We start from the raw sequence: 18,367 nt of genomic DNA on the forward strand, positions 1-18,367 counted from the left end.
ATTGCAAAGTAAAGAATTAGTTGCTGGACTTACTGACAAGTTCTTATATCACCGTATCGTCTTCTGGCACGACCCGGAACAACGTTTTACCGATTCGCTCAATGAGCTGGATCTCGACAACGTTACGCTGCTGGATATGCGCGGCGTTTCTGTGCTCGCAACAAAAAAACGACTCGAAATCGACGAGCCTGCGCAGAAATTTTTACTCTATTTCACCTGTGAGGTTCCTGCTCGCGAGCAGGACTGGTTGTTGGATATCCGCCTTTATAGCACCGAATTCCACGCTGATTATGCGGCGATCACTTTGCATTCGCTGGGTATCCCGCAGTTGGGGTTACGCGAACATATTCAGCTGCGCAAAGCCTTCTTTACCGTCAAGCGAACTCAGATCCTGAAGGGATGGGTTACCGAACGGGAAACGGAAAACTCTCTCGATAAGAAAATGCTGGCGGTGGTAGTCGGGGCCAGTACTTTTGAAACCAAAGAGATTCTGTTTGCTTTGGTTCAGCAATTTGTCGCGGCACGGCAGCAAGATGACAGCGAGCTAGAGAACACCTTCGCCATACTGAAGAAGCTTGGCCTGGATGAGGTACTCTGGGAGATTCTTCGCATTGAGCTCGGGTACCAATCTGAATCTCCTTCCTTGGATAACCTGCTTCTAAAACTGTTCTGTACCGATCTCTGGGCGCAAGGTGATGAAGCGCATCGTGACTGGTTGAGTAAAAATGTGCTGACAACTGCGGCTGGACGAGCCTCTTCACTGGCCTTTATGGGGGCGTGGCGCAACGATCGTCGCTATAAAGCAGAATACGATTATTGTGCAGAGGATTTGCAACAAACACTGCAGCCAAAAGAGTACTACAACTACAGCTCACCGTACGCCCTGGCAAAATGTGAAACCTTCGAGGCCATTGAACAACTTATTATCCGTGGTCTGGTGACCCAGTTGCAGGAAGAGAGCACCACTCTGGACAGAGATGCGTTTAAAGCACTGGTATCTGAGCGCAGTGCTAAATACTGGAGCCAGACACGTCCAGAGTATCTTTCTATCTGGAATGCTATTCGTCAGGCGGAACGTTTGCTGAATTTGCGTAACCGCTACACTGACGGGTTTAATTTCCCCGATACAGGCGCGTTCTGGAAGGCCTACTGCGACGAAATTTATCGCTTCGATCAGACCTATCGTTTGTTTAATGAATATGCTGCACCGGTGCACAGCAAAGGGGCGATGATCCTGCATGAACTGGATAAATTCATTGAAGAGTTGTACAGCAACTGGTATCTGGCCGAGCTGAGTCGCGGCTGGAACAAACTGCTGGATGCGGAAAAACGTATGCAGGTATGGCAATTTACTGGCATACCACTGCAGCGCAATTTCTATAAAGAGAATGTTAAACGTCAGTTTGACACCTCTCAGGTGAAACGCGTTTTTGTCGTGATCTCGGATGCACTGCGCTATGAAGTGGCGGAAGAGCTGGGCAGGCATATTAACCATGAGAAGCACTTCAGCGCAGAGCTGCGCTCCCAGACCGGAGTGCTCCCAAGCTATACCCAACTGGGCATGGCTGCACTGTTACCTCATGAGTCGTTGAGCTATCTTCCTGATAATTCTGGCGTAGTCTACGCCGATGGGATGTCCACTTCCGGGTTTGAAAAACGAGCCGCTATTCTTGCGAAGGTGAATGGTGTAGCGCTGAAAGCAAAGGACTTGCAGAATGCCAATAATCAGGAAGTGAACGAACAAATCCGTAACGCTTCCGTGGTTTACATCTGGCACGACACTATCGATGCCATGGGTGATAAGGCGGCAACCGAAGATAAAACATTCGAGGCTTGCCGAAGCGCTATTACCGAGCTAAAAGATCTGGTCTCACGCTTACGTAGCCGATTTAATGCCAGCCGAATTTTTGTTACCGCCGATCACGGGTTCCTGTTCCAACAACAAGCGCTGGTGGAGCAGGATAAAACGAAGCTGGAAAGTAAAGCTAAAGACACGATTGAAGCGAATAAGCGTTTTATTGTGGGTCATCAACTGCCTGAAAGTGAATTTTGCTGGCACGGTAAACTGGCAGATACAGCAGGCGCAAGCGATGAGAGTGAATTCCTGTTGCCCAAAGGGGTACAGCGTTTCCACTTCGTAGGTGGTGCTCGTTTCGTTCATGGCGGAGCCATGCTGCAGGAGGTGTGTGTTCCTGTGTTGAAGATTCGCGCGCTTGAAAAGAAAGCGGCTGAGAAGCAACCCCAGCGGCAGCCCGTGTCCGTCGTTGCGCGGGATCAGGTGATCAAACTGGTTAACAGCATTGATAAAGTTGGTTTTATTCAGACTTCGGCAGTGAATGATCTAAATGAGCCGCGTACGCTGAATATCTTTATCGTCGATGAAAACAACCAGGTCGTCTCCGGCACGGAAACAGTATGCTTCGACAGTGATAACGAAGATATGGGTAAACGCACCCGCGATGTAACCATGAAACTCATGGGGACGGCATTCAATCGTAAAAACAAATATGTTCTGATCCTGGAGAATGCGGACAGCACAACAGAGTATGGTCGCTACCCGATCACGATCGACCTGGCATTTCAGGATGACTTCTTTTAAGTGAGGCGTTATGCAACAGCAGGATAACTCAGCCAGTAACATGGAAACGGCCTCTGTGTTGGCTCAGGACCTGGATTCATTGTTGAATCAGTACTTTCGCGGTCGCGTGGTGCGTAAGGATCTGACTAAGCAACTTAAAGAAGGGGCTAATGTTCCGGTTTACGTACTGGAATATCTACTCGGTATGTACTGTGCCTCCGATGACGATGAGGTTGTCGAGCAGGGGCTACAGTCGGTTAAGCGTATTCTTTCTGATAACTACGTCCGCCCGGATGAAGCAGAAAAAGTGAAATCACTGATTCGCGAGCGTGGTTCTTACAAAATTATCGATAAGGTCACGGTAAAGCTAAACCAGAAGAAAGACGTTTACGAAGCCCAGCTTTCTAACCTCGGTATTAAAGATGCCCTGGTGCCGTCTCAGATGGTGAAAGACAATGAGAAACTGTTGACGGGTGGTATCTGGTCCATGATCACCGTGAACTACTTTTATGAAGAAGGGCAAAAAACGTCTCCTTTCTCGCTGTTCACACTGAAGCCGATCCAGATGCCAAATATGGATATGGACGAGGTATTTGAGGCCCGCAAGCAGTTTGATCGTGACCAGTGGATTGATGTGCTGTTACGTTCTGTCGGGATGGAGCCTGCGAATATTGAACAGCGTACCAAGTGGCATCTGATTACTCGCATGATTCCCTTTGTGGAAAACAACTATAACGTCTGTGAGCTTGGACCACGTGGTACCGGTAAGAGCCATGTTTATAAAGAATGCTCCCCTAACTCCCTGCTGGTATCTGGCGGGCAAACCACGGTAGCGAACTTGTTTTACAACATGGCCAGCCGGCAGATTGGTCTTGTGGGTGTGTGGGACGTCGTCGCGTTTGATGAAGTGGCAGGGATCACTTTCAAAGACAAAGATGGCGTACAGATCATGAAAGACTACATGGCTTCAGGTTCGTTCTCTCGCGGTCGTGACTCCATCGAAGGTAAAGCCTCCATGGTGTTTGTCGGCAACATTAACCAGAGCGTGGACACGCTGGTCAAAACCAGTCATCTGCTTGCACCGTTTCCGGATGCGATGATTGATACTGCATTTTTTGACCGCTTCCATGCTTATATTCCTGGTTGGGAAATTCCAAAGATGCGTCCGGAGTTTTTCACCAATCGCTATGGTTTGATTACGGATTACCTCGCTGAATACATGCGCGAGATGCGTAAACGTAGCTTCTCCGATGCAATTGATAAATTCTTCAAGCTGGGAAATAACCTCAATCAGCGTGACGTGATTGCCGTACGCCGCACGGTATCCGGTCTGTTGAAGCTTATGCACCCAGACGGCGCGTATGACAAAGAAGATGTACGGGTTTGCCTGACCTATGCACTGGAGGTCCGCCGTCGCGTTAAAGAGCAGCTTAAGAAACTCGGTGGCCTGGAGTTCTTTGATGTGAACTTCAGCTATATCGATAACGAAAGTCTGGAAGAGTTCTTTGTAAGCGTACCGGAGCAGGGTGGCAGTGAATTGATTCCTGCTGGAATGCCGAAACCTGGCGTAGTGCATCTGGTCACGCAGGCTGATTCTGGCATGACGGGGCTCTATCGTTTTGAAACGCAGATGACTGCCGGTAATGGCAAACATGCGGTATCAGGTTTAGGGTCGAATACAGCAGCGAAAGAAGCGATCCGCGTGGGTTTTGACTACTTCAAAGGTAACTTAGGTCGTATCAGTGCTGCGGCTAAATTCTCTGAACATGAATATCATCTTCATGTGGTGGAGCTGCACAGCACAGGACCGAGTACAACCACCAGTCTGGCCGCGTTAATCGCGTTCTGTTCCATATTGCTGGCAAAACCGGTTCAGGAACAAATGGTCGTATTGGGCGGCATGACATTGGGCGGCGTGACGAATCCCGTTCAGGATTTAGCTGCATGTCTGCAGGTAGCATTCGATAGCGGTGCTAAAAAGGTACTGCTCCCTATGGCGTCTGCTATGGATATTCCTACCGTACCGACTGAGTTATTTACCAAGTTCCAGGTAAGCTTTTATGCTGACCCTGTGGATGCGGTGTACAAGGCATTAGGTGTGAATTAAATGATATTATTACCAGTACTGTGTTCACTGCGTTACTGGTAATTTCATTTATTCCAAATATTCTTTTGAAATTTAAATTATGTGTTTTCATAAATTATTTGATCCCGGTTTTATGAAATAAAAATACAAGAATACAAACGGGATACAGTTTTCAAGAATCGGAATGGATTTGAGGTAATTTAGCATCTCGACTGGCGCAGTGCCGTGAGAAGCCTTACTCTGGAATGCGTTTCGGACCTGGAAAATAATCACGCAACTTTGTGATTTTCCACGCAGTATTCAATTTTAGGTCCTACTTTGGGGGCAAATTCTCAAAATAAAACCTCACAACCCATTAATTTTCAATGAATTAAAAGAAAAGGCGAGTCCGGCCTTCGCACTCATCCTCTAAACACTTCCCTCCGATGCCACTCAACAAATCCCTCCCGCGGATAATTCCCTTTCACCATCGGCAACGTAATCTGCTTCCCTGCAAAATCCCAGAACAGCCGCCCAACAATCCCGTTCTCATTCACCGCCTCAGATACCAGCACCCGCATACTCTCATCCAGCCCAATCGATCCCTTATCAAATACCTTATGATGAATTGCACACAACGCCAGTCCGTTCGGGATCTCACATGGTCCGCCAAACTGCTTCCACTTGATATGCGCGGCTTCAAGTCCAATAGAGGCGTTATCATGTCGCATGTTAAACCCGCAGATTGCACACTCATAGTTATAAGCTCGCAGCACCTGCTGGCGGAACAGCGGATCGCGAACCTTACGAATCTGCTGGATATCAAAACCCATCTCATCCGCGATCTCTTCCTGAATGCTTTCAGGAAAATGTGCTTCAAGGATCTGCTGCGCCAGCGAGCCGATCAGATTTTTGTTCTTATTCAGCAGCGCAAAGTGTTCTTCATCAAACCCGCCTGCGACGTTATGTTCCACAAGTTCTTTAACGGGCGGCTGCTTACTACCGGTGGTCGAACAAAACTCTGTATTCTTCAGATCCCAAAAACCGTCCCCTTTGAGCCGCCAGAAGGGCATATTTGGGTAATGCGCCTTCCTCTGTGGGCCAAAGCGTTCTAGCAGGCTAAGCAACTGTTCGTGGACCTCTGTACCGTAATCAAACAATCGCGCATGCCCCTGCTGATAGTTCGCCAGCACGTACAGAAGCAATAAAGGTTTATGCGGCGCACGCTGTTCGCCTTTGCGCCAGATGGTGATGTCGGCAATTGCCTGTTCGAGAGTTTTGCTGGAAGCCATCGCGTTACGGAAGAAGGTAAATAATTGCGATGATGCTCGCAAAACCCAGACCAATCAACCCGCAATCAACAAAAACATGACCTTACCGCAAAGAACCCTATTTCCTGAATCCTCCTCGCAAATTCCAAATTTACCCCACACCAAACCGCTGTATTTATATTCAGTCCTGTATAATGAGCAACAGAAATTACGCCGAACGGCAAAGGAAGTATCAAGGAATATTTAAAGAGAGAATTCGCGATATGAAGGTGCTGCAACACCCCCATACCGCTAACCACAACCAACTAGAATGGAGTTGTATATGGCTGCGACGAATTTTAAGCCAGAGTTTACTGTTTGCAAAACAGAATCAGACGCTTTCACCGGCATGATTGAAAACCGCGAGCTGGTACGCAAAAACAGCGCCCGCCGTCTGCACGGTAACCAGCCCAATGCGGCACCCGTTCATCCCCGCGCGGAAACGCCGCAGGACAGTGCAGCCTGCTGCGAACTGTATGCACGCATAGACATGAAATACCTTCTGTTGGGTGGCGACTGGTTAACCCGAGCGGGCTTTATCGACGGCATGCCCGTAAAAATCCGCGCCATGAAAGACTGCATTGTGATTACGCCGCAGCATACAAGAGAATTATGGGGATGCCTGGAAGGTATGAGTGTGGTGAATATTAATAAGCAGAAAGTCGCTCAGTGGTTAAAAACATTTCCGGGCGCGTTAAATGATACCGGCGATATTCCGGTGATTAAGCGCAACGCCTGATAAATATCCCGGCCCTGCGCCGGGATGATTATTTAAGCCGTCATCAAAACACCGGCACCCCCAGCCCAACTTTCACCTCCCTCAACGTCGCCTGCGTCACCCCCTGCGCCCGTTCCGTCCCGCGCTTCAGCATCGCCATCAGCTCTCCCTTGTCCTGCATATACATCGCCCTGCGCTCCCGCATCGGCGCAATCAGCTCCTGCAGGCACGCTTCAAGCTCGTTCTTGCACGCCCGGTCACCCAGCCCGCCCGCCTGATAGTGCGCCTTCATCGCCGCCACTTTGTCCTTATCAGGATAAAACGCGTCGAGGTACGTAAACACCACGTTCCCCTCAATCTGCCCCGGGTCGCTCACCTTCAGGTGATTCGGGTCGGTGTACATGGCGCTGACCGCACGGTGAATGGTCTCTTCGCTGGCCGAAAGGTGCAGCGTGTTGCCCAGCGATTTCGACATCTTGGCGCTGCCGTCGATGCCGGGCAGGCGGCTGGTGTCGCTCAGCATCGCCTTGCAGTGGCGCAGCACCGGGGCGGGCAGCAGGCTGTTCATCTTGTGCACAATCTCGTTGGTCTGCTCAATCATCGGCAGCTGGTCGTCGCCGACGGGCACGCACTCGGCCTTAAACGCGGTGATGTCCGCCGCCTGGCTGATGGGGTAGGCCATAAACCCGACCGGCAGCGAGCGGGCAAAGCCTTTCTGCGCAATCTCGTCCTTCACCGTCGGGTTACGCTCCACGCGGGCGACGGTGACGATGTTCATATACAGCATCGTCAGCTCGGCGAGGGCGGGCAGGGCGGACTGCAGGCAGATGGTGGTCAGGTTCGGGTCGATGCCGGCGGCGAGATAGTCGGCCAGCACTTCGGGGATGTTGTCGCGGATCTTCTGCGGGTTGCTGCCGTTGTCGGTCAGCCCCTGCAGGTCGGCAATCAGCACAAACTGGCTGTGCGTGTGCTGGAGCGCCACGCGCTGGCGCAGCGATCCGACGAAGTGGCCGAGGTGCAGCGGGCCGGTTGGGCGGTCGCCGGTGAGGATGGTTTGCGTGTTCATAAAGACTCCTTAATGTGCAGTTGCCGAAAGGGGTCTTAGATGTGTGAAAGCCGCCTTTCGGCGGCTATCTGAAAATGGGGAAAACTACTCCGTGCCGCCTTTAAGAAGGCAGCCACCAGCGGTTTACGGTGAGCACGGCGTGGTTTATGTTCATCTCTTTACCGTACCACGTCCGGCGCGAAAAACAAAAGGGCACGTCATGCTGCAATCTCTCAACCACCTGACCCTTGCGGTCAGCGACCTGCAAAAAAGCGTCACCTTCTGGCACGAGCTGCTGGGCCTGACCCTGCACGCCCGCTGGAATACCGGGGCCTATCTCACCTGCGGCGATCTGTGGGTCTGCCTGTCGTACGACGAGGCGCGCCAGTATGTGCCGCCGCAGGAGAGCGACTACACCCACTACGCGTTTACCGTCGCGGAAGCGGATTTTGAACCGTTCTCGCAAAGGCTTGAGCAGGCGGGCGTCACCGTCTGGAAGCAGAACAAAAGCGAGGGGGCGTCGTTCTATTTTCTCGACCCGGACGGGCACAAGCTGGAGCTGCACGTGGGCAGCCTCGCCGCGCGGCTGGCGGCGTGTCGCGAGAAGCCCTATGCGGGCATGGTGTTTACCTCAGACGAGGCTTGAGGCGCGCACCTTCAGCCTGCCCGCCAGCGTCACGTGCGTGGCAGCATCTTCCTGATTACACAGGTACTCCACCGCCAGCCGTCCCAGTTCGCTGTAGGGCAGCTGAATACTGGTCAGCGGCGGGGTGAGCTGTTCGGAAATCTTCTGGTCGTCATAGCCCGCCAGCAGCATGTCCTGCGGGATGCGCACGCCGTTCACCGCCAGCGCCTGATAGCAGCCAATCGCCAGCCAGTCGCTGGCGCAGAAGATGGCGTCCGGGCGCTCGGTCAGCTCCAGCAGAGAAGTCGTGGCGGTAAAGGACTCGCTGAACTGCCAGTTGGTCTGGCGCACCAGGCCGTCGTCGCACGCGAGTCCGGCCTGCTGTAATGCCGCCTGGTAGCCCGCCAGACGCTGGCGCGAGGCCTCCATCCAGCTCTCGCCGGTAATGTGGGCGATGCGCGTGGCCCCGCAGGCGATGAGGTGTTTAGTCACCTGGAAGGCGTTGGCGTAGTCGTCCGGAATAAACGACGGCAGCAGCGGCGAGCCGGGGTCGCGCTGGTTGAGCAGCACCAGCGGGATGCGGGTGCAGTCCTGGAATGCCGTCATGTCCACCAGCGTGGTGACCGGTGAGGCGAGGATAATCCCGATGCAGTTGCGCTTCTCCAGCTGGCGAATGATGTTCAGCGCCAGCTCCACGTCGTCGCCGTAGTCGTAGACGGTGAGCAGGGTTTCGTTGCGCCACGCCGCTTCCCGCGCCTGGCTGATGGCGTCGATAAACGGGTCAAAGCTCTGCATGGAGCTCACCAGCAAGGCGATCTCTTCCTGGTTGCGCGGGGCGTGTACGGCGGGGAGGCGGTCGTAGCCGAGCTCGGTAGCGACGCCAATGACCCGCTGGCGGGTGTCGTCGCTGAGCTTGATGTTGCGGGACTGGTTAAGCACCAGCGATACCGTCGCCTGCGACACCCCTGCCGCCCGCGCAATATCGTTCATCGTCACTTTCGTTTTTCGCTTCATCCGTCCTCTCCCTTTCGCGATTTCGCATCATACCCTAACCGCACGCTTACGCGCCGTCGATCACGTTTCTCATTCATCGAAGCGCGAACTTTGTGAGGGGCATCGCTTTTCTTCGTGCGGGAAATTGCGCATTTATCCCGCAGCTAATATTTATTAGCTAAATATTATCAGTAAGAGGACGCGTAATGAAAGATCAGTGGAGCAGGGAGCAGGCACAGGCGTGGTATCAGCAAAAGGGCTGGCTGTGCGGGTTTAACTATCTGCCGTCGACGGCGGTGAACTGGACCGATATCTGGCAGGCAGAGACCTTCGACGCCGGGACGATTGACCGCGAGCTGGGCTGGGCGGCGGAGGCGGGCTACAACACCCTGCGCATCAACCTGCCGTTTATCGTCTGGGAGCACGATCGCGACGGGCTGATGGCACGCATCGACCGCTTTTTGACGATTGCCGACGGCCACGGCTTCAGCACCATGCTGACCCTGATGGACGATTGCGGCTTCTCCGGCGACGAGCCGTATCTCGGCCCGCAAAAGCCGCCGGTGCCGGGGAAGCACAACAGCCAGGCGGCGGCGAGTCCGGGGCGCGACAAGGTGTGCGATCCCAACTGCTGGGCAGACATTGAGCGCTATATCCGCGACGTTGTCCGCCAGTTCCGCGAGGATAAGCGCGTGCTGTTGTGGGATCTTTACAACGAGCCGGGCAACCGCGGCATTTTCGCGACCGGCACGCAGGAGGTGCAGTACGACGCGAAGCTGGAGACCTGCGCCCACGCGCTGATGAAGCTGGCGTTCCAGTGGGTGCGTGAAGAAGATCCAACCCAGCCGCTCACCGTCTGCGCGTGGCGTCTGCCGCCGGAAGAGGAGGGCGAGACGTTCTTCCGGCACCCGCTGGACCAGACCGCGCTGGCGCTCTCGGACGTGGTGAGCTTCCACGCCTACACCCACACCGGGCGCATGACGGCGATTATCCAGCAGCTGCAGGCGCTCGGTCGCCCACTGTTCTGTACCGAATGGCTGGCGCGCCACGTTGGCAGCACCATCGAAGAGCAGCTTCCGCTGATGTACGCGGCGAAGGTCGCGCCATACCAGTGGGGGCTGGTGCGTGGCAAAACCCAGACGTGGCTGCCGTGGCCGGTGGTGATGAAGGAGTTCACGGACTACTGCCGCCTCTGGTTCCACGACGTGTTTGAGGAGAACGGCATTCCGTTCTCGCGCCGTGAAATCGCCCTGATGCAGCAGCTGCGCAAGATCGCCCCACAGGCGCAGGACTAATAATATCGACCCGGCGGTTCACCGCCGGGCAACCAGGCAGGCATATAACAATGGCAACGACAATGAAAATCCCGTCTCGCGAGCTGTGGTCTTATTTTGGTTATGGTTTAGGTCAGTGTTTTAGCTTTGGTTTAGTGGGTTCGTTTATTAACTATTTTTACACCGACGTGCTGGGGATCTCGGCGCTGGCGGCGAGCACTATCTTCCTGATTGCCCGCGCGTGGGACGCGGTTCACGATCCGCTGTTTGCCAGCATTATGGACACCATTAACAGCCGGTTCGGCAAGTTTCGCCACTTTTTGCTGATCGCCCCGCTGCTGATCACCGGCGTCACGCTGCTGTCGTTCTATAAAATCGAAGCGGACATGACCACCAAAATCCTCTACGCCGGGGTGACGTATATCCTGTGGGGGACGCTGTACGCCATCTCCGATATCCCGTTCTGGTCGATGTCGTCGGTGATGACCAACGACTCCGCCCAGCGCACCCGCGCGGTGACGGCGGCGATGCTCGGGGTGAACGCCGGGATTGCCTGCGCCAATATCTTCTTCCCGAAGCTGGCGGCGTTTTTCGCCCAGTACAGCAACGATAAAGGCTACTTTATGGCGGCGCTGGTGATGATGCTGGTGGGCCTGCCGCTGATGCTCAACGGCTTTATGCAGATCAAAGAGCGCGTGCCGCCGAGCCCGGAAAAGGTGACCATCCGCGACACCTTCCACAATCTGCGCCAGAACAAGCCGCTGTTTATCGTCCTGCTGTCGTTCTTCTTCTGCGTGTTCCACAACGTGGCGGGCGGGCTGTATATCTACTTCTTTATCAACAACCTGGGCGATGGCAGCCTGCAGATGGCGATTGGCGTGATGGGGATCGTGGCGGCGGTGCTGTGCCTGGTCGCCCCGATGCTGACGCGCCGGATGCAGAAGCGGAAGCTGTTTATGATCCTCTGCGGGCTGGACGTGGCGGTGCGCGTGGTGATGTGGTTTGTGGGCTATCAACAGGTGACGATGCTGTTTATTCTGCTCGGCCTGAGCACGCTGTTCGTGATGATGACTAACATCCTCACCTCGTCGATGATTGCCGACACCATCGAGTACGCGGAGTACCACACCCACAAGCGCTGCGCGGCGATCACCTTCTCCGGGCAGACCTTTACCGGCAAGATGTCGGTGGCTGTGGGCGGCGGGCTAATCGGCGTGTTTCTGACGACGATCGGCTACGTGCCGCAGGCGCAAATTCAGAGCGAAGGCGTGCTGTCGGGGCTGTTCTTCGGGATTTGCCTGCTGCCGGCAATAGGCTCGCTGATCCGCATGGGCTTTATGTCGCGCTTTACCTTTACCGAGGAGAAGCATGCGGAGATTTGTCGGCTGCTGGCGGAGCGCGAGCACGGCGTTGTGCAACGTGGTGAGCCTGGGCAGAAGCATGAGCCTAGGCTTACGGTGAATTGATTAAGTAGCGCCCGCGCTGCGGGCGTTTCTTAAAAGGCTACTTGATATCATGAAGCAACTTTAATAAAAGGCTTTCATCGGTAGATTTAATTTTCTGAAAATAAACAGGCTCAGCTACAGGAGAATCCCATTGGTGTATCTCATCCTTCTTAAACGGGATACATTTCATAGCGGTGTTTTTTAATCGTTTTATGCGAAGGTCATATTCGTCAAAGTTGTCTGGCGTAGTTTTCAGGCTCAGCGATCTGGCATGATTGATTTGCGTAGGGCAAATAAGCTGAATGTTTCCAAGCGAGAAAATGTTTACGCCGGTGATAAAGAATCTCGAAGGGATATCTTTATAATAACGTGTGTTCCATGTTAAACCATCAAACATCGCTGGTGGGTGAGTGTGAGTATCTATGTAATATTGATGTGTGCGCCAATCGCTTATGCCGGAAAGGTTCATGGTCATGTTAATGATCATATTGGGGGTGGGGCGGAAAATCATTGTCAGGACAAGCATGCTGACGGGAATAATGATTAGTGTATAAATGATTATTTGCAATAAATTTTTATTTTTCTTTTCATTTATCAGGATTATTCCTGGGAAAATACCCACAATAATCATCGCGACCGAGAGAGCAAGGAAAATGATAACCTGTAAGAACGTATTACTTTCTTCGTTAAAATCTAGCTGACCCGCGATAAAAATGAGTGGGAAGATTTGTGTAAAAGCAGGTGCAATCAATAACAGAGGCAGACAGTTCCTGACGGCCTTTTTCTGCAAATATTTTACATCACGCGTATCATCAACATCCTTGTATGAGTGAACGTTGAACATAAGCTTGTAGCATAAGCCATACGATGCGGCCAGTATTATGGCTATCGCTAAGGCAAGAACGATAAAACCATTTATATCCAGAAAAAATTGTAAGCAGAACGCTCCGATAAGCACAACGCACATCACAAAGCTATTACCAAAACAGACTGAGGTAAAGCTATGTGTTAAACCTTCGTATTTAACAAACTCTTTCTCATGTGCGGTGTAAATTAAATAAGTAAGGAAAGATGAGATAAAAATGACAAGGCTGAAGCCAAGTAGTGAGACAAGGGTAAACCCAAATATTATTCCTACTGCGCTACTCACGCTTAATGCATCATATAAAATATCAAGCCGGTCAATATTCGCAAGATAGAACCATATAACGCTAAATGTACAGGCTGTGACAAATGAAGAGGATGTTAAAATAGCGATGATAAACTTTCGGGTTAGCCGCTTATGAAGCTGGATATTCATCTTATGTAGTCTCCCTTTGAAATGAAGGAATACTAGTCACAAGGGAGTGGGAGTTCTACGCTCAAATTTAGTATGCCGGGAAGTGCATATTCAGGCTGACGCCTTCTGGCGTCAGCCCCGGGAAATTACAGCGACTTCACAAACGCCAGCAGATCTTCGTTGAGCTGGTCCTGGTGGGTCAGCGCGAAGCCGTGCGGCGCGTTGTCGTACACCTTCAGCGTGGCGTTTTTGATCATCTCTGCCGCCAGCTTGCCGGTGCTTTCAAACGGCACGATCTGGTCGTTGCTGCCGTGAATCACCAGCGTCGGCACGTCGATTTTCGCCATATCCGGGCGGAAGTCGGTTTCGCCGAAGGCGGTCACGCAGTCGATGGTGCCCTTCAGGGACGCCAGCAGGGCGATGTTCAGCGTCTGGGTCAGGGCACCGGCAGAAACGGTCTGCCCGGCGTTGGTGCCGTAGAACGGGGTGGCGAAGTCGCTGATGAACTGGGCGCGATCTTTACGCAGCCCGTCGCGAATGCCGTCGAACACGCTCTGATCCACACCCTGCGGGAAGGTATCTGATTTGCCGAAGATTGGCGTGACCGCGCCCAGCAGCGCCAGACCGGCGACGCGCGCGCTGCCGTAGTTGTTGATGTAGCGGGTCACGTCGCCGCCGCCCATGGAGAAGCCCACCAGCGTCACTTCGCGCAGGTCCAGGGTGGTGATCAGATCGTTGATGTCGGACGCAAAGGTGTCATAGTCGTAGCCGTTCCACGGCTGATCCGAGCGGCCAAAGCCGCGGCGGTCAAAGGCGATGGCGCGGAAGCCGCGCTCGGCCAGGTAGTTCAGCTGGCTGTCCCACATGTCGCCGTCCAGCGGCCAGCCGTGGCTGAAGAGAACCGGTTTGCCCGCGCCGCAGTCTTTGTAGTAAATCTGCGTGCCGTCTTTTGCCTTAAACGTTGCCATAGTGTGTTCCTGTGCAGGTGATGGTTGTGGTTATACCGGCGCGACCAGGTAGCGAATAGCCGGTGATGTTGTGCCCTGATGAAAAGCCAGAACGCGGCTCTGCAGCAGGAGGTCATTCATGGTGTGGCGCTCCTGCTGGCGCAGATGTTCAATCCAGGAGCCCATCAGGAAGGTCTCGATAAACAGGCCGGGACGCTCGATATCCTCGTACACCGCCCAGCTCATCGCCCCGGCGCGGCGGCGTACCCGGCGCAGCTCGTGGACCGCCTCCAGGAAGGCTTTCGCGTTGTGCGGGTCGATGATGTACTCGTGCGAGACCAGCACCGGGCCGCGCTCGTTCGGCAGGTCGATCTCCACGCCGTCCAGCGGCTGTCCGCTCAGGTCGAGGTTCAGGTCCGGATCTTTGCCCAGCTTCCAGCGGAATACCGTCGCGCTCGCCAGCACCATCCCCAGCGTGGCGACAACCAGCGCGGTCGGGGTGCCGAACCGGGAGGCAATCTGCCCCCAGATGGCGCTGCCCGTGGTCATTGAGCCGAAGAACACCGTCAGGTAAACCGCCAGCGCCCGGGCCTTCACCCAGCGGGCGGCGCTGCGCTGCGCGCCGAGGTTCAGCGTCGAGAGCACCGCAATCCACGCGAAGCCGGTGAAGAACTCAAACAGGTTGAGCAGCCAGACGTGGCGCACAAACGCCAGCGCCAGCATGGTGAGGGCAAAGACCAGGCTCGCGGCCACCATCAGCCGGTCGGCGTTCAGCCGCTGGCGCAGGCGCGGCAGCAGAATGGCCCCGGCAATCGCCCCCAGGCCAATGCAGGCCAGCATCACGCCGTAGCCCGCCGGGCCCAGGCCCAGCTCGCGGCGCGCCACCAGCGGCAGCAGCGCCCAGCCCGCGCTGCCGAAAACGAAGAACGCCACGGTACGCACCAGCACGTTGCGCAGCACCGGGGCGGCGTGCACGTAGCGGATGCCGGTGCGCACCGCAGAGAAGAAGTGCTCCGGCGGCAGACGCTGAATGGACGGGGCCGGACGCCAGTGCCACAGCACCCACGCCACGCCGACGACGGAGAGCGCGTTCAGGGCAAACACCATCCACGGCCCGGCGAGCGACAGCAGGAAACCGCCCAGCGCGGGGCCAATCGCCCGGCTGATGTTCACCCCGAGCGAGTTCAGCGCCACGGCGGCGCCCAGCTCCGGCTTGCTCACCAGATCGGGCACCACGGCCTGGAACGGCGGCGAGCTCATCGCCGCCCCCACGCTCAGCAGAAACGTCGCCACCAGCAGCACGGTGGGGGTGACGTGTCCGGTGAAGGAGAGCACCGTCAGCCCGGCGGCGGCGATGAACACCCACAGCTGGGAGAAGAGCAGGTATTTACGCCGGTCAACGATGTCCGCCATCACCCCGGACGGCAGGGCGAAGAGGAACATCGGCAGGCTGCTGGCCGCCTGCACCAGCGCGATATCCAGCGGGTCGGCGCTCAGGGTCAGCATGCTCCAGTTGATGCCGACGTCGCTCATCCATGAGCCGACGTTAGAGACCACCGTGGCGATCCACAGCATGCGGAACACCGGCTGGCTCAGCGGCTGCCAGGGAGAAACCGTCGATGCGGGCGTCGTCTCGACGTGTGCGTCGCGAACGTCGTTAACCTGGGTCATGCGAACCTCTCCGCTGCCTTACGCTGCAGCCGCCACTGGCCCGGCCCGGTGAGGGCGAGAGTGGTGAAGATAATCAGCAGCAGCCAGCCAAACTGCCCTTCGGCAATCGACCAGTTCGGGTGGACCGCCAGCATCGCCACCAGCAGCACGGCGATAATCGGCAGGCACGCCAGGCGGGTGTAGACGCCCACAATGATCAACAGCGGGCAAATCACCTCGGCGACAATCGCCGGGATCAGGCTGGCGTAAGGCCCGAAGCCGAACGGATCTTCAATGCGCGTCAGCTCTTCGCTGAAGTGCAGCACTTTCGGCAGGCCGTGCACGTAGAGCAGCAGCAGGCTGCCGGTCAGGCGCAGGAAGAACAGCCCCAGGTCGATCCGGGGCGGCATAGTGGTGTTTTTCATCAGAATGCAAAGCAGCTGCAGCCCAGCGCCCCCCAGAAAGCGTTATCGTCGGACACCGGCATCGCTGACGTGCGGGCGAAATCATGCTGGTGGCTGTGAACCCCGCACGGCCCGCTGCAGTGGTGGACGGCGCTCATACCCACGCGTGCGGCCTGCGGCGGCGCGCTGCGGTAGTGGCCAGGCACCTTGACCACCGGGGACCACTCGGGCAGGACCGGGATGGCCGGCGGCGCGAGCGGGCCAAAGCTGCCCGCGGCGTAGACGATATCGCCGTTGACCACCGTGAGAACGGACTCGATGCCCTTGATCTCCTCTTCCGGCACGCGGAAGTAGTCTTTGCTCAGCACGGCCAGGTCGGCGAGCTGGCCGACTTTAATCTGTCCCTTCTGGTTCTGCTCGCTGGAGAACCACGCGCTGCCCTGGGTCCAGAGCATCAGGGCGGTATCGCGATCCAGACGGGCGCTGTGATCGTACATCTGCATCCCGCCGACGGTGCGGCCGGAGACCAGCCAGTAAAGCGCGGTCCACGGGTTGTAGCTCGCCACGCGGGTGGCGTCCGTTCCCAGGCCCACCGGCACGCCGGTCTCGAGCATTTTCGCCACCGGCGGCGTGTGGCGGGTGGCTTCGATGCCGTAACGCTCGGCAAAGTACTCCCCCTGGAAGGCCATGCGGTGCTGGACGGCAATGCCGCCGCCGAGCGCTTTGATGCGGTCGATGTTGGCCTGGGTGACGGTTTCCGCATGGTCGAAGAACCAGTGCAGGCCGTTGAACGGAATGTCGCGGTTCACCTTCTCGAAGACGTCCAGCATGCGGCTGATGGATTCGTTATAGGTAGCGTGCAGGCGGAACGGCCAGCGGTGCTCCACCAGATGGCGTACCACGCGCTCCAGCTCATCCTCCATGCCCTGCGCGAGGTCCGGGCGCGGCTCGAGGAAGTCTTCAAAATCGGCGGCGGAGAAGACCAGCATCTCGCCCGCGCCGTTGTGGCGGAAGAAGTCGCTGCCCTGGCCCGGCGTGAGCATGTCGGTCCATTTTTCAAAGTCTTCCAGCTCGTGGCCCGGACGCTGGGTAAACAGGTTGTAGGCGATGCGGATGGTCATCTGCTTCTTCTCGTGCAGCTCGGCAATCACCTCGTAGTCTTCCGGGTAGTTCTGGAAGCCGCCGCCCGCGTCGATGGCGCTGGTCAGCCCCAGACGGTTGAGCTCGCGCATGAACTGGCGGGTGGAGTTCACCTGCTGCTCCAGCGGCAGCTTCGGCCCTTTGGCCAGCGTGGCGTAGAGGATCATGGCGTTCGGACGGGCAATCAGCATCCCGGTCGGGTTGCCGTTGGCGTCGCGCTGGATCTCGCCGCCCGGCGGGTTTGGCGTGTCTTTGGTGTAGCCGACCACCTTCAGCGCGGCGCGGTTGAGCAGGGCGCGGTCGTAGAGGTGCAGGATGAAGACCGGGGTGTCCGGCGCAGCGTCGTTAATTTCGTCAAGGGTCGGCATGCGGCGCTCGGCAAACTGGAACTCGGTCCAGCCGCCCACCACGCGCACCCACTGCGGCGACGGGGTGCGCAGCGCCTGCTCTTTCAGCATCCGCAGGGCGTCGGCCAGGGACGGCACGCCTTCCCAGCGCAGCTCGAGGTTGTAGTTCAGCCCGCCGCGAATCAGGTGCAGGTGCGAGTCGTTCAGGCCGGGGATGGCGGTGTGGCCTTTCAGATCGACCACTTTGGTGCCGTCGCCGTGGTGCTGCATCACCTCGGCGACGGTACCCACTTCCAGAAATTTTCCGTCGCGCACGGCAACGGCTTCCGCGACAGGATTCTCGCGATCGACGGTGTGAAACTGGCCGTTAACCAGAATGAGATCGGCTTTACCGAGGGTAACCATAACTGCTCCTGACTGAGAGGGGAATGGTCAGGATTATGGGAACCGGTTTCGGCAAAGATCCAGTTATACAATAGGATAGGTATACCAAAGTATAACTATACCTAAGGTTAACTATACGAAGAGATAATTACGCGCGGAGAAG

General features: G+C 55.8%; 14 protein-coding genes. 6 read left to right on the forward strand and 8 right to left on the reverse strand.

Annotated features, from left to right (window positions below):
• Nucleotide 1 precedes the first annotated feature (1 nt).
• Both pglZ and brxL read left to right on the forward strand, forming a co-directional pair.
• Nucleotides 2-2,599 carry a BREX-1 system phosphatase PglZ type A gene (gene pglZ / locus ACW9E7_RS01440; RefSeq protein WP_458727131.1) on the forward strand — a complete coding sequence of 866 codons (2,598 nt, stop codon included), beginning with the start codon at nt 2-4 and terminating at the stop codon, nt 2,597-2,599.
• Nucleotides 2,600-2,609: 10 nt separating this feature from the next.
• Nucleotides 2,610-4,685, forward strand: coding sequence for a protease Lon-related BREX system protein BrxL (gene brxL, locus ACW9E7_RS01445; RefSeq protein WP_458727132.1), 2,076 nt, complete (start codon nt 2,610-2,612; stop codon nt 4,683-4,685).
• Between the two features lie 380 nt (nt 4,686-5,065).
• On the opposite strand, the gene ACW9E7_RS01450 is transcribed toward brxL, so the two are convergent.
• The gene (locus ACW9E7_RS01450; RefSeq protein ID WP_458727133.1) at nt 5,066-5,935 is read right to left on the reverse strand and encodes a phosphorothioated DNA-binding restriction endonuclease; all 870 of its coding nucleotides are present in this window, start codon (nt 5,933-5,935) and stop codon (nt 5,066-5,068) included.
• A 301-nt stretch (nt 5,936-6,236) separates the two neighbouring features.
• Between ACW9E7_RS01450 and ACW9E7_RS01455 the strand changes: the two genes are divergently transcribed.
• A complete protein-coding gene (locus ACW9E7_RS01455; protein ID WP_190269294.1) occupies nt 6,237-6,692 on the forward strand; it encodes a SymE family type I addiction module toxin in 456 nt (151 codons plus the stop codon).
• Nucleotides 6,693-6,735: 43 nt separating this feature from the next.
• On the opposite strand, the gene trpS is transcribed toward ACW9E7_RS01455, so the two are convergent.
• Nucleotides 6,736-7,737, reverse strand: coding sequence for a tryptophan--tRNA ligase (gene trpS, locus ACW9E7_RS01460; protein WP_458727134.1), 1,002 nt, complete (start codon nt 7,735-7,737; stop codon nt 6,736-6,738).
• A 199-nt stretch (nt 7,738-7,936) separates the two neighbouring features.
• Between trpS and fosA the strand changes: the two genes are divergently transcribed.
• Nucleotides 7,937-8,362 (forward strand): FosA/FosA2 family fosfomycin resistance glutathione transferase, encoded by a 426-nt coding sequence (fosA, locus tag ACW9E7_RS01465; protein WP_021240641.1) that lies wholly within the window; start codon nt 7,937-7,939, stop codon nt 8,360-8,362.
• On the opposite strand, the gene ACW9E7_RS01470 is transcribed toward fosA, so the two are convergent.
• Nucleotides 8,348-9,355, reverse strand: a complete 1,008-nt coding sequence (locus ACW9E7_RS01470; RefSeq protein ID WP_458727135.1) for a LacI family DNA-binding transcriptional regulator — start codon at nt 9,353-9,355, stop codon at nt 8,348-8,350. The two genes, fosA and ACW9E7_RS01470, sit on opposite strands and share 15 nt — an antisense overlap.
• 185 nt (nt 9,356-9,540) lie before the next feature.
• Here ACW9E7_RS01470 and ACW9E7_RS01475 point away from each other — a divergent pair, with 185 nt between their 5' ends.
• Nucleotides 9,541-10,629, forward strand: coding sequence for a cellulase family glycosylhydrolase (locus tag ACW9E7_RS01475; RefSeq protein ID WP_458727136.1), 1,089 nt, complete (start codon nt 9,541-9,543; stop codon nt 10,627-10,629).
• Nucleotides 10,630-10,679: 50 nt separating this feature from the next.
• On the forward strand, nt 10,680-12,074 hold the full coding sequence (locus ACW9E7_RS01480) for an MFS transporter (protein ID WP_458727137.1): 1,395 nt from the start codon (nt 10,680-10,682) through the stop codon (nt 12,072-12,074).
• Nucleotides 12,075-12,111: 37 nt separating this feature from the next.
• On the opposite strand, the gene ACW9E7_RS01485 is transcribed toward ACW9E7_RS01480, so the two are convergent.
• The 5 genes from ACW9E7_RS01485 to ACW9E7_RS01505 all read right to left on the reverse strand — a co-directional run bounded on the left by ACW9E7_RS01485 (nt 12,112) and on the right by ACW9E7_RS01505 (nt 18,225).
• A complete protein-coding gene (locus ACW9E7_RS01485; RefSeq protein WP_458727138.1) occupies nt 12,112-13,353 on the reverse strand; it encodes a hypothetical protein in 1,242 nt (413 codons plus the stop codon).
• Nucleotides 13,354-13,478: 125 nt separating this feature from the next.
• The gene (locus ACW9E7_RS01490) at nt 13,479-14,300 is read right to left on the reverse strand and encodes an alpha/beta fold hydrolase (protein ID WP_458727139.1); all 822 of its coding nucleotides are present in this window, start codon (nt 14,298-14,300) and stop codon (nt 13,479-13,481) included.
• A 30-nt stretch (nt 14,301-14,330) separates the two neighbouring features.
• A complete protein-coding gene (locus ACW9E7_RS01495) occupies nt 14,331-15,950 on the reverse strand; it encodes an MFS transporter (RefSeq protein ID WP_458727140.1) in 1,620 nt (539 codons plus the stop codon).
• Nucleotides 15,947-16,354: a DoxX family protein gene (locus ACW9E7_RS01500; protein ID WP_458727141.1), complete on the reverse strand. Its 408-nt coding sequence runs from the start codon at nt 16,352-16,354 to the stop codon at nt 15,947-15,949. Before ACW9E7_RS01500 ends, ACW9E7_RS01495 begins: the two co-directional genes overlap by 4 nt.
• The gene (locus ACW9E7_RS01505) at nt 16,354-18,225 is read right to left on the reverse strand and encodes an amidohydrolase (RefSeq protein ID WP_458727142.1); all 1,872 of its coding nucleotides are present in this window, start codon (nt 18,223-18,225) and stop codon (nt 16,354-16,356) included. The genes ACW9E7_RS01500 and ACW9E7_RS01505 overlap by 1 nt, the downstream gene beginning before the upstream one ends.
• Between the last annotated feature and the right edge of the window lie 142 nt (nt 18,226-18,367).

The organism is Enterobacter sp. H2G27 (assembly GCF_054403075.1).

What these genes read in the sequence shown, in the direction of transcription:
- ACW9E7_RS01495 (WP_458727140.1), bottom strand. Translation starts at nt 15,950, where the DNA reads ATGACCCAGGTTAACGACGTTCGCGACGCACACGTCGAGACGACGCCC.
- ACW9E7_RS01450 (WP_458727133.1), bottom strand. Translation starts at nt 5,935, where the DNA reads ATGGCTTCCAGCAAAACTCTCGAACAGGCAATTGCCGACATCACCATC.
- ACW9E7_RS01480 (WP_458727137.1), top strand. Translation starts at nt 10,680, where the DNA reads ATGGCAACGACAATGAAAATCCCGTCTCGCGAGCTGTGGTCTTATTTT.
- ACW9E7_RS01500 (WP_458727141.1), bottom strand. Translation starts at nt 16,354, where the DNA reads ATGAAAAACACCACTATGCCGCCCCGGATCGACCTGGGGCTGTTCTTC.
- brxL (WP_458727132.1), top strand. Translation starts at nt 2,610, where the DNA reads ATGCAACAGCAGGATAACTCAGCCAGTAACATGGAAACGGCCTCTGTG.
- ACW9E7_RS01470 (WP_458727135.1), bottom strand. Translation starts at nt 9,355, where the DNA reads ATGAAGCGAAAAACGAAAGTGACGATGAACGATATTGCGCGGGCGGCA.
- ACW9E7_RS01475 (WP_458727136.1), top strand. Translation starts at nt 9,541, where the DNA reads ATGAAAGATCAGTGGAGCAGGGAGCAGGCACAGGCGTGGTATCAGCAA.
- ACW9E7_RS01485 (WP_458727138.1), bottom strand. Translation starts at nt 13,353, where the DNA reads ATGAATATCCAGCTTCATAAGCGGCTAACCCGAAAGTTTATCATCGCT.
- ACW9E7_RS01455 (WP_190269294.1), top strand. Translation starts at nt 6,237, where the DNA reads ATGGCTGCGACGAATTTTAAGCCAGAGTTTACTGTTTGCAAAACAGAA.
- fosA (WP_021240641.1), top strand. Translation starts at nt 7,937, where the DNA reads ATGCTGCAATCTCTCAACCACCTGACCCTTGCGGTCAGCGACCTGCAA.
- ACW9E7_RS01490 (WP_458727139.1), bottom strand. Translation starts at nt 14,300, where the DNA reads ATGGCAACGTTTAAGGCAAAAGACGGCACGCAGATTTACTACAAAGAC.
- ACW9E7_RS01505 (WP_458727142.1), bottom strand. Translation starts at nt 18,225, where the DNA reads ATGGTTACCCTCGGTAAAGCCGATCTCATTCTGGTTAACGGCCAGTTT.
- trpS (WP_458727134.1), bottom strand. Translation starts at nt 7,737, where the DNA reads ATGAACACGCAAACCATCCTCACCGGCGACCGCCCAACCGGCCCGCTG.